This window comes from Streptomyces sp. NPDC044061, assembly GCF_056434305.1.
Genome location: NZ_JBWKFL010000008.1, coordinates 112491 through 127555, shown reverse-complemented (window position 1 = coordinate 127555; position 15065 = coordinate 112491). Strand labels below are relative to the sequence as shown.

At 72.1% G+C, this 15065-nt stretch carries 13 protein-coding genes; 10 read left to right on the top strand and 3 right to left on the bottom strand.

Translation table 11 applies throughout. The annotated features are described in order from the left end of the window. Positions 1-125: 125 nt before the first annotated feature. Complete coding sequence (locus AC07CM_RS15215) at positions 126-1418, bottom strand: cytochrome P450 (protein ID WP_478876843.1); 1293 nt, start codon at positions 1416-1418, stop codon at positions 126-128. Positions 1419-1438: 20 nt separating this feature from the next. Then, positions 1439-2794 carry a glutamine synthetase family protein gene (locus AC07CM_RS15210; protein ID WP_478876842.1) on the bottom strand — a complete coding sequence of 452 codons (1356 nt, stop codon included), beginning with the start codon at positions 2792-2794 and terminating at the stop codon, positions 1439-1441. 334 nt (positions 2795-3128) lie between these two features. On the opposite strand from AC07CM_RS15210, the gene AC07CM_RS15205 reads away from it, so the two are divergent. The 10 genes from AC07CM_RS15205 (at position 3129) to AC07CM_RS15160 (ending at position 14133) form a co-directional block, all read left to right on the top strand. Next, entirely contained in the window at positions 3129-3317 is a 189-nt protein-coding gene (locus AC07CM_RS15205; RefSeq protein ID WP_478876841.1) for a ferredoxin, read from the top strand. 3 nt (positions 3318-3320) lie between these two features. Beyond that, positions 3321-4529: an NAD(P)/FAD-dependent oxidoreductase gene (locus AC07CM_RS15200; RefSeq protein ID WP_478876840.1), complete on the top strand. Its 1209-nt coding sequence runs from the start codon at positions 3321-3323 to the stop codon at positions 4527-4529. A 9-nt stretch (positions 4530-4538) separates the two neighbouring features. Continuing rightward, positions 4539-5351 (top strand): acetoacetate decarboxylase family protein, encoded by an 813-nt coding sequence (locus AC07CM_RS15195; protein WP_478876839.1) that lies wholly within the window; start codon positions 4539-4541, stop codon positions 5349-5351. A gap of 98 nt (positions 5352-5449) precedes the next feature. Next, on the top strand, positions 5450-6910 hold the full coding sequence (locus AC07CM_RS15190) for an aldehyde dehydrogenase (RefSeq protein WP_478876838.1): 1461 nt from the start codon (positions 5450-5452) through the stop codon (positions 6908-6910). Then, positions 6903-7832, top strand: coding sequence for a 3,4-dihydroxyphenylacetate 2,3-dioxygenase (locus AC07CM_RS15185; protein WP_478876837.1), 930 nt, complete (start codon positions 6903-6905; stop codon positions 7830-7832). Before AC07CM_RS15190 ends, AC07CM_RS15185 begins: the two co-directional genes overlap by 8 nt. Positions 7833-7842: 10 nt before the next feature. Further along, on the top strand, positions 7843-8688 hold the full coding sequence (locus AC07CM_RS15180) for a fumarylacetoacetate hydrolase family protein (RefSeq protein WP_478876836.1): 846 nt from the start codon (positions 7843-7845) through the stop codon (positions 8686-8688). 28 nt (positions 8689-8716) lie between these two features. Next, positions 8717-9331: a TetR/AcrR family transcriptional regulator gene (locus AC07CM_RS15175; protein WP_478876835.1), complete on the top strand. Its 615-nt coding sequence runs from the start codon at positions 8717-8719 to the stop codon at positions 9329-9331. A gap of 196 nt (positions 9332-9527) precedes the next feature. Beyond that, entirely contained in the window at positions 9528-10988 is a 1461-nt protein-coding gene (locus AC07CM_RS15170) for an APC family permease (protein WP_478876834.1), read from the top strand. Between the two features lie 914 nt (positions 10989-11902). After that, positions 11903-13411 carry an aldehyde dehydrogenase gene (locus AC07CM_RS15165; protein ID WP_478876833.1) on the top strand — a complete coding sequence of 503 codons (1509 nt, stop codon included), beginning with the start codon at positions 11903-11905 and terminating at the stop codon, positions 13409-13411. Then, positions 13408-14133, top strand: coding sequence for a gamma-glutamyl-gamma-aminobutyrate hydrolase family protein (locus AC07CM_RS15160; protein WP_478876832.1), 726 nt, complete (start codon positions 13408-13410; stop codon positions 14131-14133). The genes AC07CM_RS15165 and AC07CM_RS15160 overlap by 4 nt, the downstream gene beginning before the upstream one ends. A 54-nt stretch (positions 14134-14187) precedes the next feature. Here the strand turns inward: AC07CM_RS15160 and AC07CM_RS15155 are convergent, their stop codons facing one another. Then, complete coding sequence (locus AC07CM_RS15155; RefSeq protein WP_478876831.1) at positions 14188-14760, bottom strand: MarR family winged helix-turn-helix transcriptional regulator; 573 nt, start codon at positions 14758-14760, stop codon at positions 14188-14190. Positions 14761-15065 lie beyond the last annotated feature (305 nt).

Sequence of the window (15065 nt, the reverse complement as noted above, 5' to 3'; positions counted from 1 at the left end):
GCCTCCTCGCCGTTCCCGTCACGGTACGCCGGATGGTGCTCCGGGCGCCGCCAGGTGACCTGGAGCGGGAGCGGCCCGTTCGGCCGTCGTCCGAACCGCCCTGGCCGGCCTCCGTGTTCCGTGTGTCAGGCGAGGGTCACCTCCACGGGCAGCCTCTTGATGCCGTTGACGAAGTTGGATCGGACGCGCGGTACGTCGCCGGCCAGGCGGATGTCCGCCAGACGCGGGATCAGCTCCTCGAACATGATGCGGATCTCGGTGCGGGCCAGCAGGTTGCCCAGGCACAGGTGCGGGCTGCCCTTGCCGAAGGTGATGTGGTCGTTGTTCCGCCGCGTGACGTCGAAGTCGTAGGGGTTGCCGAAGACCTCCTCGTCGCGGTTGCCGGAGGCGAACCACATGACGACCTTGTCCCCCTCCTTGACCTGCTTGCCGCCGAGTTCGACGTCGCGGGTGGCGGTGCGGCGGAAGTGGTAGACGGGGGACGCCCAGCGCAGGAACTCCTCCACCGCCGTGGGGATCAGGGAGGGGTCGTCCCGGAGCCGGGCGAGCTGCGCGGGGTGCTGGAGCAGGGCCAGCATGGAGTGGGTGATGGTGTGGCGGGTCGTCTCGTTGCCGGCCACCACCAGCAGCAGGAAGTAGTTGTCGAAGTCCTGCGCGGACAGCGGCACGCCGTCGCGCGGGGTCTCGTTGACCAGCCGGGAGATCAGGTCGGTGCCGGTGCCGCCCTTGCGCTGCCGGGCCAGTTCACGGCCGTAGGCGAAGACCTCCAGCGAGGCGGGGGAGCGGAACGGCAGGTCGCGGTACTTCTCGCTCTCCTCGCTGTGCAGGAGCACGTCCGCGTAGTCGGGGTCGGTGTTGCCGATGATGCGGTTGCCCCAGTCGATGAGCTGCTGGTTGTCCTCCGGCGGCACGTCCAGGAGGCGGGCCAGCACGTTGATGGGGAAGTCGGCCGAGACCTCCTTGACGAAGTCGAAGGAGCCCTTGGCCAGGGCCGCGTCCAGGGTGGAGGCGGTGAGACCGCGCAGGAAGTCGGCGTAGCTGTTGATGACGCTCGCGCCGAACTGCCGCTGGAGCAGGCTGCGCATGGCGCGGTGGCGTACGCCGTCCAGCTCCAGGATCGAGGCCCGCTTCTTGATCTGGTCGTCGTCGACCTCTTCCAGGTTGACGAACCTGGTCGAGGTGAAGGTCTCCGCGTCGCGGTCGACGCGGGCGATGTCGGCGTGCCGGGTCAGGGCCCAGAAGCCGGAGTTGGGCGCCTCCTCGGGCTGCCAGTGGACGGGGTCCTGGTGGCGCAGGGTGTGGAACATCCGCCAGGGGGTGACGCCGTCGGTGAAGTTGTCGAGGTTCGCGAGGTCGACGTCGGCCAGGGGCAGCGGTTCGCGCACGGCCTCGGTCACGGAGTGGGTGGTGGTGGTCATGAGGTGTGGGCTCCTCGGCGTCACAGGTGGTAGGCGTACTCGGTGAACTCCCAGTCGGTGACGTGCCGTTGGAAGCGCGCGACCTCGTCGCGCTTGTACGTGAGGTAGGAAGCGGTGAAGTCCTTGCCGAGCACCTCGCCCAGCGCCGTGTCCGCCTCCAGCGCGTCGAGGGCGGCGGGCAGGCTCATGGGCAGCAGGGCGGACCTCGCGGTGTCGTAGCCGTAGCCCTCCAGCGGTGTGGGGGGCTCCTCGCCGCGGAGCACGCCGAGCAGGGCCGCCGCGAGCGTGCCCGCGATCAGGAGATAGGGATTGGCGCTCGCGTCGCCGAGCCGCAGTTCGAGGCGGGAGCCCGAACCGCGCTCCGGCGGGATGCGGACCATGGCGCTGCGGTTGTCGAGACCCCAGTCGATCAGCCAGGGCGCGAGCGTGTCGGGACCGAAGCGCTTGTAGGAGTTGACCGTCGGGTTGGCCAGCGCGGCCAGCGCGGGCGCGTGGGCGAGGATGCCGGCCACGGCGTGCCGTGCGGTGGCGGAGAGGCCGTGCGGGGCGGCCGGGTCGTCGAAGACGTTGTCGTCCCGGTCGTCCACGCAGGACATGTGGAGGTGGAAGCCCGAGCCCCCCGCGCCGTTGAAGGGCTTGGCCATGAAGGTGGCGAGGCGGCCCTCCTTGCGGGCCAGTTCCTTGACCGCAGCCTTGAAGCGGAAGGCACGGTCGGCGGCTGTCATGGCGTCGGAGTGGGTCAGGTTGATCTCGAACTGCGAGCCGTCGAACTCGTGGTTGCCGCTGCTGACGCCGATGTTCATGTCGCGCAGCAGGCGCAGGGTGCGCAGCAGGTGGTTGTCGCCGTCCGCGCGCAGGCCCGCGGTGTAGACGACGCCCTGGGTGTCGCTGTAGCGGCGCCAGCCCTGGGGCGTCCCGGGGTCCGCGTCGCACAGGAAGTACTCGAGTTCCGGTCCCACCACCGGGCGCAGGCCGTGTTCGTGACAACGGGCGACGACGGAGCGCAGCAGGTCCCGGGGGGACTCCGGCGCGGGCATCCCGGTGGCCGGGTCGGTGACGTCGCCGAGGCAGCCGGCGACTCCGGGCTCCCACGGCAGGGCGGTCAGGGTGTCCAGGTCGGGGCGTACGCAGATGTCGGGCAGACCGGCGTCCAGCCCCCCGGACACCGGGACGACGTCGCCCTGGGGGGTGGTGTGGTAGACGGCCCGGCAGAAGGCGAGGCCGTGGTCGCAGGCGGCCGGCAGATGGTCCAGCAGGACGTCCCGGGCCCGCTCGGTGCCGATGAGGTCGGGATAGGTCACCCGGACCACGTCGATGCCCTCGGCGGCCAGCCGCTCGATGTGGCGGTGGACGGGTGAGGTGTCGGATGCGCTCACCGGTGTCTCCTCTTGGGAAGGGGCGCCTCCCGGAGCTCAGGGCGCTGGGGGAGGGGGAGAGGGCGGCGTCGCACTGCGCAGAGGTGCAGCGGGCCGCCGATTTGTTTGGTGCCAAACGGTAGGGACGGCCGTCGCCTTCTCGCAAGGGTTCCGTCCCAGAAATTTATCCACCTGGATAGCTATTGACCAGAGGGCCGGCCGTTCCTATGTTGTTTGAAGCCAAACGAGTTGGGGGTGTGGTGATCCGCACCCCTTTGGCCGGGGCCCGGACCCCTGTTGTCCGGGCCCCTTCCCCCCTCTCCCCGACGCCCCCTCAGTACCAGGAGGACCGGCCATGAAGGTCGTCGTCGACATGAACAAGTGCCAGGACCACGGCCAGTGCGTCTTCGCAGCCCCCGACGTCTTCGGCTTCGACGACGCCGGGCACCTGGCCTACGTCCCCGACCCGGACGACGCGCTGCGCGAGGAGGTCGAGGAGGCCGCCGACGTGTGCCCCCTGCAGGCCATCCGGATCGAGGACTGAGCGATGAGCGCGACCGTCGTCGTGGCCGGCGCCTCCATGGCCGGCCTGCGCGCCGCCGAGCAGCTGCGCGCCGCCGGCTGGGACGGGCCGATCACCCTCGTCGGGGACGAGCCCCACATGCCCTACAACCGGCCTCCGCTGTCCAAGGAGGTGCTGGCGGGCAAGGCACCCTTCGAGTCCCTCGCCTTCCAGCTCCGCGCCGGCGTCGGCGACGCGCAATGGCGCCTGGGCACCAAGGTGGTCCGGGCCGACCTCGGCCGGCGCGTCGTCGAACTCGACGACGGTGAGGCCCTGCCGTACGCCGGTCTGGTCGTCGCCACCGGCATGCGCCCCCGGCGGCTGCGCTGCCCAGGCCCCCTCGCCGGACGGCACACCGTCCGCACCCTGGCCGACGCCCAGGGGCTGCGGGAGGAACTGATCCGGCCGGGCGCACGCGTGGTCGTGGTCGGCGCCGGCTTCATCGGCTGCGAGGTGGCCGCAACCGCCGTGGGCCTCGGCGCCGCCGAGGTCACCGTGGTCGACCCGCTGCCGCTGCCGATGGCCGGCCCCCTGGGCGACCTGCTCGCCAAGGCCCTGCTCAGGCGCCACGAAGAGCGCGGCGTCCGGTTCGCCCTCGGCACCGGGATCACCGGCTTCGAAGGGGACGACCGGGTCACCGGGGTGGTCCTGACCGACGGCACGGTCCTCGCCGCCGACGTCGTGGTGGAGTCGGTCGGCTCCATGGCCAACACCGAGTGGCTCGACGGCAACGGCCTCGACCTCACGGACGGCGTCCTCACCGACGAACAGCTGCGCGTCGGCGGACGGCCCGACGTGGTCGCCGTCGGTGACGTCGCCCGCTTCCCGAACGCCCGCTACGACGGCGTGCCCCGCCGCGTCGAGCACTGGTCGATCCCCACGGACACCGCCAAGCACGCCGCCCGGGTGCTCGCCGCCCACCTCACCGGCACCGACGCCGGCCTCGCGCCGTTCGCGCCGCTGCCCACCTTCTGGAGCGACCAGCACGACTTCCGGCTCCAGTCCTTCGGCGCCCCCGCCCTCGGCAAGGACGACGTACGCGTCCTGGACGGCGACCTCGACGGCGACGTCCTGGCCGGCTACCACGTCGACGGCCGCCTGGTCGGTGTCGTCGCCCTCGGCGGCCGGGCCGCCGCTGCCGCCGCCGCCCGCCACCGCGCCGAACTGCTCAAGCAGCCCGCCCTCACCGCCTAAGGAACCCCAGTGACCCGTGTCCGTGGATACTTCCACCCCAAGACGGCGACGGGTGCCTCGTCGCTGATTCCCTCCCCGCCCTGGCGCTACTCCGGCGACCTGCTCACCGTCGAGTACCGGACCGACCCGGCCCGCGTGCGCGAGCTGCTGCCCGAGCCGCTGGAGCTCGCCGACGAGGACCCCGGCGCGGTCGCGCTGATCTGGGCCGACTGGCAGTCCTGCTCCGCCTCGGGCGAAGAACTGCTCGAACCGGTGCTCGCCCAGTACAAGGAGGCGTTCGCGGTCGTCCGCTGCAAGTACAAGGGGCAGACCTACACGCGCTGCGTCCACATCTGGGTGGACAAGGACTTCGCGATCGCCCGCGGACTGCACCAGGGCTACCCGAAGAAGCTCGGCTCCATCCACCAGACCCGCCCGCACCCCTACGGGCCCGCCCCGCGCATCGAGGCAGGCGCCCGCTTCGGCGCCACCCTCGCGGCGGCCGACCGGCGCCTCGCCCAGGCCGTCGTCACCCTGCGCGAGCCCTCCGGGACCAACGGATTCGTCAACGGCCACCCGATGGCCCACCACCGCTGGCTGCCCTCCATCGAGAAGGGCAAGGGGCTCGCCCTCGACGAGCTGATCGAGTCGGGCGCCGCGTCCTTCGAGGGCGGACAGGCCTGGGTCGGCGACGCCGAGCTGGAGCTGTTCGAGGCGCCCACCGAGGAACTGGCACGCCTGGAGATCCACGAGCCGATCGCCGCGTACTACCGCCAGGTCGGCGTGGTCTGGGACGGCGGCCGGCTGCTGGAGTCGAACACCTCGGGCGCGTCCGCCGAGTGAGACCGGCGGCCGCCCGCGGGTCGCCCGCGGCCGGTCGCGCAGTTCCCCGTACGCCCCGGGCCGTGGCCCGCCGCCCCTGTTCGATTGGAGCCCTTCTCATGCCCGACAAGATCACCGTCGCCGGTGTCGCCGTCGACACCCGGCACTGGATCGGCGGCGAACGCGTCGCCTCCACCGAGACCTTCACCGACGTCTCACCCATCGACGGAAGCACGCTCGGCGAGATCGCCCGCGGCACCGCGACGGAGGCCGCCGCGGCCGTCGCCGCCGCCAAGGCCGCCTTCCCCGGCTGGGCCGCCACCCCCCGCGCCGAACGTGCCCGCATCCTGCACGCCGTCGCCGACGGCGTCGAGAAGCGGCTCGAGGACCTGGCCGTCGTCGAGACCACCGACAACGGCGCCCTGCTGCGCTCCCACCGCCGCGGTGTCATGCCCCGTGTCGCGCACAACTTCCGCTTCTTCGCCGACTGGCTGCTCAGGCTGGACCACGAGGACTTCGAGACCCGCGGCCACACCAACCACGTCAGCTGGGACCCCGCCGGCCCCTCGGTGCTGATCACGCCGTGGAACGCGCCCCTGATGCTCGCCACGTGGAAGGTCGCCCCGGCGCTGGCGGCCGGCAACACCGTCGTCCTCAAGCCCGCCGAGTGGTCTCCGCTGACCGCCTCGCTGCTCGCCGACATCGCCGCCGGGGCCGGCCTCCCGGCCGGTGTCCTGAACGTGGTGCAGGGCTACGGCTCCGAGATCGGCGACGCCCTCACCTCGCACCCCGACGTGCGCCGGATCAGCTTCACCGGATCCGTGCCGACCGCGAAGCACATCGCCCAGTCGGCCGCCGCCAACCTGACCCCGCTCAGCCTGGAGCTCGGCGGCAAGTCACCCCTGCTGGTCTTCGCCGACGCCGATCTCGACCTCGCCGTCGACCTGGCGGTGGAGCAGTACGACAACGCCGGTCAGGTGTGCCTCGCGGCCACCCGCATCCTGGTCGAGGAGCCGCTCGCCGAGGAGTTCACCCGCCGCTTCGCCGCCAAGGCGGCCGGGCTCAGGCAGGGCGACCCGCGCGACGAGTCCACCGACATAGGCCCCAACATCCACCCCCGCCAGCTGGAGAAGATCGACGGCTTCGTGCGGCGGGCGCTCGAGGCCGGTGCCCGCGCCGTCATCGGCGGTCACCGGGGCGAGGGGCAGTACTACGCGCCGACGCTCCTCACCGATGTGGCCCAGGACTCCGAGATCGTGCAGGAGGAGGTCTTCGGCCCCGTCCTGACGCTGCAGACCTTCGCCACCGAGGACGAGGCGATCCGGCTCGCCAACGACACCCGCTTCGGCCTGGCCGCCACCGTCGCCACCGGCGACCCCGACCGCGCCGACCGCGTCACCGCACAGCTGGTCGCGGGCACCGTCTGGGTCAACTGCTTCTTCGTCCGCGACCTCCAGGCACCCTTCGGCGGCAGCCGGCACTCGGGTGTGGGCCGTGAGGGCGGCACCTGGAGCTTCGACTTCTACTGCGACGTGAAGAACACCGTCACCGCCCCGAAGGGATGGAAGGACCATGGGTGAGATCGTCGGGGCGGGCCTGCTGGCCCACGTCCCCACCATCGTGCTCCCCGAGGAGACCCGGCTGGAGCTGAACGAGGGCAAGGAGATCACCCTCGTCACCGGCCTCCAGCAGCTCCGCAGGGAGGTCTTCGAGCGCGACGACTACGACACCGTCGTCGTCCTCGACTCGCACTGGGCGACCACCGTCGAGTTCGTCGTCACCGCACAGGCCCGCCGGGCCGGCCTGTTCACCTCCGAGGAACTGCCGCGCGGGATGTGCCGGATGCCGTACGACTTCCCCGGCGACCCCGAACTCGCCCACAACATCGCCTCGTTCGCCGACAAGCACGGCACCTGGATCAGCGCGATCGACGACGAGTACCTGCCGATCTACTACGCCACGATCAACCTGTGGAAGTTCCTCGGCGAGGGGCTGCCCGACAAACGGTGGGTGACCATCGGCGTCTGCCAGACCGGCGACATGGAGGACCACCTGCGCCTCGGGCGTGCGCTGGCCGATGGCATCGCCGCCACCCCCGGCCGCCGGGTGCTGCTGATCGCCTCCGGTGCCCTCTCGCACACCTTCTGGCCGCTGCGCGAGCTGCGCGACCACGAGGCCAGCGACCCGGTGCACATCTTCACGCCCGAGGCCCGCGAGGCTGACCAGGAGCGCATCGCCTGGTTCAGGGAGGGCCGCCACGACAAGGTCCTCGACACCATGGACGAGTTCTGGAGGTACAAGCCCGAGGCCAAGTTCTTCCACTACCTGATGATGGCCGGCGCCCTGGGCGAGCAGGCGTGCGCCGCCAGGGCCCGGCAGTACGGAGAGTACGAGAACTCCGTCGGCACCGGTCAGGTCCATCTCTGGTTCGACCGTCCCGCCGACGGCTGGACCGGCACCGGTCTCACGAAGTCCCCGCGCACCCCGCACAGCCGAATCTAGGAGCTCTGCCATGCCCGAGTACCGCCGCATCCTCCTCGACGGCGCCGCCGTCCAGGTCACCGTCGACGGGGACGAGCTCGTCGCCGGCGACGGCCGCCGCGTCAAGACGGAGGACGCCCACCACCTGCCCCCGGTCGTCCCCTCCAAGGTGATCGCCGTCCACCTCAACCACCGCAGCCGGGTCGACGAGTTCCAGATCGGCCTGCCCGGCACCCCGACCTACTTCCACAAGCCGACGTCCGCGCTGAACAGCCACAAGGGCGCGATCGTCCGCCCCGAGGGCTGCAAGTGGCTCAACTACGAGGGCGAGGTCGCCATCGTGATCGGGAGGACGGCCCGCAACATCGCCCCGGCCGAGGCGGGGGAGTACATCGCCGGCTACACGATCGCCAACGACTACGGCCTGCACGACTTCCGCGACACCGACGCCGGTTCCATGCTCCGGGTCAAGGGTTCCGACACCCTGTGCCCGCTCGGCCCCGGTCTGGTCACCGACTGGGACTTCCACGGCAAGCGGCTGCGCACCTACGTCAACGGCGAGGTCGTCCAGGACGGCTCCACCGACGAGATGACCTGGGACATGCACTACCTCGTCGCCGACATCGCCCGCACCATCACCCTGTACCCCGGTGACGTCCTGCTGTCCGGCACCCCGGCCAACTCCCGGCCCGTCCAGCCGGGCGACGTCGTCGAGGTCGAGGTCGAGGGCCTGGGCCGGCTCACCAACCACATCGTCACCGGTCCCACCGCCGTCCGGACCGACGTCGGCGCGCAGCCGACCGAGTCCGAGGAGGTGCTGTCCACCGCCCTCGGCGGCGACTGGGAGTTCCGCGGCATCAGGCCGCCGAAGCGATGACCGGGGCGGCGCCGGTAGGGTCGGCGGCATGACCGAGTCCGTCGAGCCCACCGGCGAGCGCCGTACCCGCAAGCGGGTGAGCCACTACGGGACGGGCCGGGTCGCCCTGCTGGACGCCGCCATCCGCGTGGTGGCCCGCGGCGGGCTGCGCAAGCTCACCTACCGGGCCGTCGCGGAGGAGGCGGGCGTCACCCACGGGCTCGTCGTGCACCACTTCGGATCGCGCGACGCGCTGATCGAAGAGGCCGTCACCCACGCCATCCGCACCTCGCTGAACAGCAGCGCGCTCGACATCGGCACCGGCAGCCCGGCCGACTTCGCCACCGGCATCGCGACCATGGTGGAGACCGGTCCCGATCTGCAGGCGTTCCAGTACGAGCTGCTCCTGGAGGCACGGCGCAGGCCGGAGCTGCTGCGGCACCTGCGGAACCTGTACGAGGAGTACTTCGAGGCCACGCGGCGTGAGCTGTCCCGCATTCTGCCCGGCGAGGTGAGCCGCGGCAGGTACCGGCTCGTCTTCGCGGCCCTGGAGGGCCTGGTACTGCACCAGCTGGTCTTCGGTGAGCGCGAGGTCACCGAAGAGGCGCTGAGCGAGCTGAGGAACCTGCTGGAAGGGCTGGCCGGGGACTCGTCCGGGAGCTGACCGCGCTTCTCGTCGAGCCGTCCGCGCAGGTGGGCGGAGGGTGAGCGGAGGCGGTGCCGGGTCACGCCATCGCATGGATTTGCCGCGCAATGGAATTTCCTGCCCCCCAGCCCTTGTCAAACGGATAATTCCGCCCCACGATGAGGCAACTCGTTTGGCCTGAAACGATCCTTCCCTTCTCTGGCAGGTGATCCGAGTGGACAGTCAGACGGCCTCCGCCGAGCGGACCGTGCGGGACGCCCCCACTGCAGCCACACTCAAACCCAACGCCCTGGGTGTTCTGGGCATCCTCTTCTTCGTACTGTCCGGTCAGGCCCCGCTGACGGGTATCGCCGGCGCGGCCCCGATCTCGGTGGCCATCGGCAACGGATCGGGCACCCCGGCCGCCTATGTGCTGGCCGGCGCCGTGATCCTCCTCTTCTCCGTCGGTTTCGTCGCCATGGGGCGGCATGTCGTGGACGCCGGCGCCTTCTACACGTACATCGGTAAGGGCCTGGGCCGGACCGCGGGCGCGGGCAGCGCGAGCGTCGCCCTGTTCGCCTACTGCGTGATCCAGGCGGCGATGTACGGCCTGTACGGCTCCATCGTCAGCGCACTCGTCGCCGACCACACCGGTGTCCACCTGCCGTGGTGGCTGTACACGCTGGTCACCATGGCAGTGGTGCAGGCGCTGGGGGCCGCGGGGATCGAGATGGGCGCCCGGGTCCTGGCCGTGTTCGTGCTCGCCGAGTTCAGCATCCTGCTGATCTTCGGCCTGGTGACCCTGTTCAAGGGGGGCGGTCCCGAGGGGCTGGGCGTGGCCGACAGCTTCTCCCCGTCGGCTGCCCTGCAGGGCGCGCCGGGTGTCGCCGTAATGTTCGCCGTGGCGTCGATGTTCGGCTTCGAGGCCACCGCCATCTACGGCGAGGAGGCCAGGGAGCCGAAGAAGACCGTGCCGCGGGCCACCTATCTGTCGGTGGTCGTGGTGACCGCGTTCTTCGCCCTCACCTCCTGGATGCTGATCTCGGCCTACGGCGCCTCGAAGGCGCCGGGAGCCGCCGGCAAGGCCCTGGCGAGCGGCGACTCCGCCGGCTTCGTCTTCGCGCCCATAGCGGCCCTGTTCGGCGGCTGGGTCGGGGACGTCCTGCCGATCCTCCTGGCCACCTCCCTGTTCGCCGGCATCCTCACCTTCCACAACTCCGCCAACCGCTACCTGTTCTCCCTCGGCCGTGACGGTCAGCTGCCCACCCGGCTGTGCCGGCTCAACGACCGGCACGCCCCGTGGATCGCGGGCTGCGCGCAGACCGTGATCGCCGTCCTGCTGATCGTGCCGTTCGCGCTGGCCGGCAAGGACCCGGTGCTCACGCTGTTCTCGTGGTTCAGCGGTCTCGCCGTCCTGGCGATGATGCTGCTGTATCTGCTGACCTCGGTCTCGGTCGTCGTCTTCTTCCGCCGCCGGCGCGTGGACGCCCGGCTGTGGAACACCCTGATCGCCCCTGTGCTGGGCGCGCTGGGTCTGGCGGCCGCCATCTGGGTCATCCTGGCCAACTTCACCACTCTCATCGGCGGCGAGGTGAGCACGGCCGTGTGGCTCGTCCTCTCCGTACCCGTCGTACTGGCCCTTGGCGTGGCCAACGAACGCATCCGCCGACGGCGCGTGCAGTCCGGGACCGGGTGACGGGACCCTCCGGGGGCGGCGGACGGGCTCGGTTCGCCGGAGCCGCAGCCGGCGCTCGGTCGGCCGGTCGGGTTCGCCGGGCGGCGCCTGGGGTCCGGTCGGCCGGCCCGGTTGCCCGGTCGGCTGGTCCGGGTCTGCCGGAGTCGTGCTGGGTGCGGGGCCTGGTGTGGTTCGGCGAAGCGGCACCTTGGGGAGAGTCCGGCCGGCCCGGTTGTCCGGAGTGGCGCCCGGGTCCGGTCGGCTGGGCGGGTTCGCCGGGCGGTGCCTGGGCCCCGTCGGCTGGCCCGGTTGTCCGGAGTGGCGCCGGGTCCGGTCGGCTGGTCCGGGTTCGCCGGAGTCGTGCTGGGTGCGGGGCTTGCTGTGGCTCGGCGGAGCCGCACCCTGGGGCGGGTCCCCCAGTCCGGTTTGCCGGAGTCGCACCCGGGGTCCGGTCGGCTGGTCGGTTCGCTGGGTGGTGCCTGGAGGTTCGGTCGGCTGCTCCCGGTTTGCGCCGGAGCGGCGCCTGGAGCCCGGTCGGCTGGTCCGGGTTCGCCGGAGTCGTGCTGGGTGCGGGGCCTGGCTCGGCGAAGCCGCACCGTGGGCCGGACCGGCCGGTCCGGTTCGCCGAAAGTGCTCCCCGGGGGGCGAGGTCGACCGGCCGGGTTCGCCGAAGCCGCACCCGGGGCGAGAAGGACGGGCCGGGTTCGCCGAAGCCGCACCCGGGGCGAGGTGGACCGGCCCCGTTCGCCGGACGGCACCCGTGGTCGGCGCACGGCGCCAGGGACCGCCTGCTCGGTCCTGATCGCCGAACCGCCCCGGGGAGGTTCGGCACCGTCTGATCGGCCCCGTCCGCCGGAGCACGCCCGGCAGGGCGGGCCCGAGCGGGCACACCGCATTTCATTCCGCTGATTCACCGACGTGGTCTGGAGGACCGCATGACCGCTGCCACCGCTGCCACCGCTGCGACCCACGACGAGTGGCTCCGCCGGGCCAAGGCGCTCGAACCGCCCCGCACCCACCTCATCGACGGCGCCGAGGAAGCCGGCGGCGGCAGCACGTTCTCCGTGGTCGCGCCCCGCGACGGCCAGGTGCTGACGGAGGTCGCCGACGCCGGCGCCGCCGAGATCGACGCCGCCGTGGCGGCCGCGCGCCGCGCCTTCGACCACGGCCCCTGGCCACGGCTGGCACCCGCCGACCGCGGCCGGGTCCTGCTCCGTCTCGCCGAACTCCTCGACGAACACAGGTCCGAGCTGGCGCTCACCGTCAGCCTGGAGATGGGCAAGCCCATCACCGACGCCCACGACATCGAACTCCGGGCCGTCATCAACACCTTCCGCTGGTACGGCCAGCTCGCCGACAAGCTCACCGACGAGTCCCCGCACACCGCACCCGACGCACTCGCCCTGGTCACCCGGGAACCGGCCGGCGTCGTGGGCGCCGTCGTGCCCTGGAACTTCCCCCTGACACTCGCCGGCTGGAAGATCGCCCCCGCCCTGGCCGCCGGCTGCACGGTCGTCCTCAAGCCCTCGGAGAACTCGCCGCTGTCGGCGCTGCTCCTCGGCCGCCTCGCCCTGGAGGCCGGCCTGCCCCCGGGCGTGCTCAACGTCGTCAACGGCAACGGCCCGGTGGCCGGCCGGGCCCTCGGCCTGCACCCCGACGTCGACGTCCTGGCCTTCACCGGCTCCACCGCCGTCGGCCGCCACTTCCTGCGCTACTCCGCCGACTCCAACCTCAAACGCGTCTGGCTGGAGCTGGGCGGCAAGTCGCCCAACATCGTCCTGCCCGACGCCCCCGACCTGGACAAGGCCGCGGCGACCGCCGCCTGGGGCATCTTCTTCAACCAGGGGGAGATGTGCACCGCGCCCTCCCGGCTGCTGGTGCACTCCTCCATCGCCGAACAGGTCACCGCGGCCGTCGTGGAACGCGCCCGCGCCCTGCGCGTGGGCGACCCGCTCGACCCCGCGACCGAGATGGGCGCCCTGGTCGGCGAGCAGCACCTCGACCGGGTGCTGGACCACGTCCGCACCGGAACGGACGACGGCGCCCGCCTGCGCACCGGAGGAAGCCGCACCCGCACCGAGACCGGCGGCGTCTACCTCGAACCCACCGTCTTCGACCGGGTCGCCCCGGACAGCGGACTGGCGCGCGAGGAGATCTTCGGACCCGTCCTCTCGGTCCTCACCTTCGACGACCTCGACGAGGCCGTCGCCCTCGCCAACGCCACCGAGTACGGTCTCGCGGCCGCGCTGTGGACGTCCGACCTGTCCACCGCGCACCGGGTCTCCCGAGCCCTCAGGGCCGGCACGGTGTGGGTCAACTGCTACGAGGAGGGCGACCTCACCGTGCCCTTCGGCGGCATGAAGCAGTCCGGCAACGGACGCGACAAGTCCGTGCACGCCCTGGAGAAGTACACCGAACTGAAGACCACCTGGATCCAGCTGTGACCCACCGCCCGCTGATCGCCGTACCCGCCCGCTTCTCCGCCACCACCTCGGCCCTGCGCTATGCGGCGGAGGTCAACGCCCGCGCCCTGATCGAGGCCGTGTGGCGGGCCGGCGGCGAGCCCGTCACCCTCCACCCGCACGCTCCCGGCGGCACGGCCGACCCCGCCGAGGTCGCCGGCCGCCTCGCCCGCTTCGACGGCCTCCTGCTCCCGGGCGGCGGCGACCTCGCCCCCCACCGCTACGGGGCGGCCCACACCCATGCGGCCGTCTACGACGTCGACGACGAGCAGGACGCCTTCGACCTGGAACTCGCCCGCCAGGCACTCGACAGCGGACTGCCGCTGCTGGCGGTCTGCCGTGGTCTGCAGGTGGTCAACACGGTCCTGGGCGGGACGCTGCACCAGGACATGGGCGGACCCGAGCGCGAGCACCGCCACGTCCGGCACCCCGTCTCCTTCGCCCCCGGCTCGGCTCTGTCCCGGATCACCGGCGCCGACAAGGCGGAGGCGTCCTGCTACCACCACCAGCACGTGGACCGGCTGGGGGAGGGGCTGACGGTCACCGCCCGGGCCGCGGACGGGACCGTGGAGGGCGTCGAACGCACCGGCGACGGCGGCCGGCTGCTGGCCGTGCAGTGGCATCCGGAGGACACGGCGCACGAGGACCCGGCCCAGCAGAGCCTCTTCGGCGCCCTGGTGCTGGCCGCGCGCGAGCCTGTGTGAGACGAGGCGCCGCCGCACGCGGCGGCCGCCGCTCCGGGGGCCCGGCCGCCCGGGCTACTTCCTGGCGCGGCGGCCGCTGCGGCGGGGTGTCGGGTCCTCGCCGTTCAGCAGCGACCTGCGCCGGTCCTCGCCCTCCTCCTCGACCTGGAGCACCACGCGGCGCAGCCCGTCGGCGAGGCTGCGGCACTCCGCGTCGCTCAGCCGGGCGGTGACGAAGGCCTCCTCCTCGTTGAAGGCCGGGAACACCCGGCACATGAACTCCTCGCCCTCCTCGGTGAGGGCCAGCAGCACGAGCCGCCCGTCGGTGGGATGGCCGGTGCGCCGCAGCAGACCGCGCGACTCCAGCGTGCGGGAGACCCCGGTCAGCGTGCCCTTGGATATCCCCGCCTCCTCGGCCACGTGCCGGGTCTCGGTCTCGCCCCACACCCATACGACCCACAGCACCACGAAGGCGGTCCAGGTCAGGTCCGAGCCGCGCAGCACGGAGTTCTCCAGGTGCTGGCGCACCGCGGACGCGGCCCGGTAGATGTTGGCCACCGCGGCCATCTGCTCCCGGCGCAGCGAGATGCCACCGAGCTTCGCCTCGGCGAGCTTCTCCGCCTCGCTGATGGACCGCTGGTTCGGCACGGTCTCCCCTCCCGTCGTCGCCGGACCGCGGGCTCGGACTCCGCGATCGTTCGGAGTCAAATTGTACGGGCGGCACCCTGGAGCCGGTCGGCGACCACCTCGGCGTCGACGATGCCGACCTGTTCGTGGGCCATGGGGTGAGGGGCGCCGACGGGGGTCCGGGCCGCGGTGGGGCATGGCGACGGGCGGGGCTGTCCCTTCCGGCTCGCGGGCGGGAACACGAACAGCCTTCGCCTCGACGCGGTGGTGGGGATATGTTGGTTCCTCGCTCAACAGGCCATGGGCTGGAGCGATTTGGCCGTAGG

Coding starts and splice junctions, on each gene's coding strand:
- AC07CM_RS15215 (WP_478876843.1), bottom strand. CDS start 1,418: ATGACCACCACCACCCACTCCGTGACCGAGGCCGTGCGCGAACCGCTG.
- AC07CM_RS15205 (WP_478876841.1), top strand. CDS start 3,129: ATGAAGGTCGTCGTCGACATGAACAAGTGCCAGGACCACGGCCAGTGC.
- AC07CM_RS15200 (WP_478876840.1), top strand. CDS start 3,321: ATGAGCGCGACCGTCGTCGTGGCCGGCGCCTCCATGGCCGGCCTGCGC.
- AC07CM_RS15190 (WP_478876838.1), top strand. CDS start 5,450: ATGCCCGACAAGATCACCGTCGCCGGTGTCGCCGTCGACACCCGGCAC.
- AC07CM_RS15185 (WP_478876837.1), top strand. CDS start 6,903: ATGGGTGAGATCGTCGGGGCGGGCCTGCTGGCCCACGTCCCCACCATC.
- AC07CM_RS15180 (WP_478876836.1), top strand. CDS start 7,843: ATGCCCGAGTACCGCCGCATCCTCCTCGACGGCGCCGCCGTCCAGGTC.
- AC07CM_RS15175 (WP_478876835.1), top strand. CDS start 8,717: ATGACCGAGTCCGTCGAGCCCACCGGCGAGCGCCGTACCCGCAAGCGG.
- AC07CM_RS15165 (WP_478876833.1), top strand. CDS start 11,903: ATGACCGCTGCCACCGCTGCCACCGCTGCGACCCACGACGAGTGGCTC.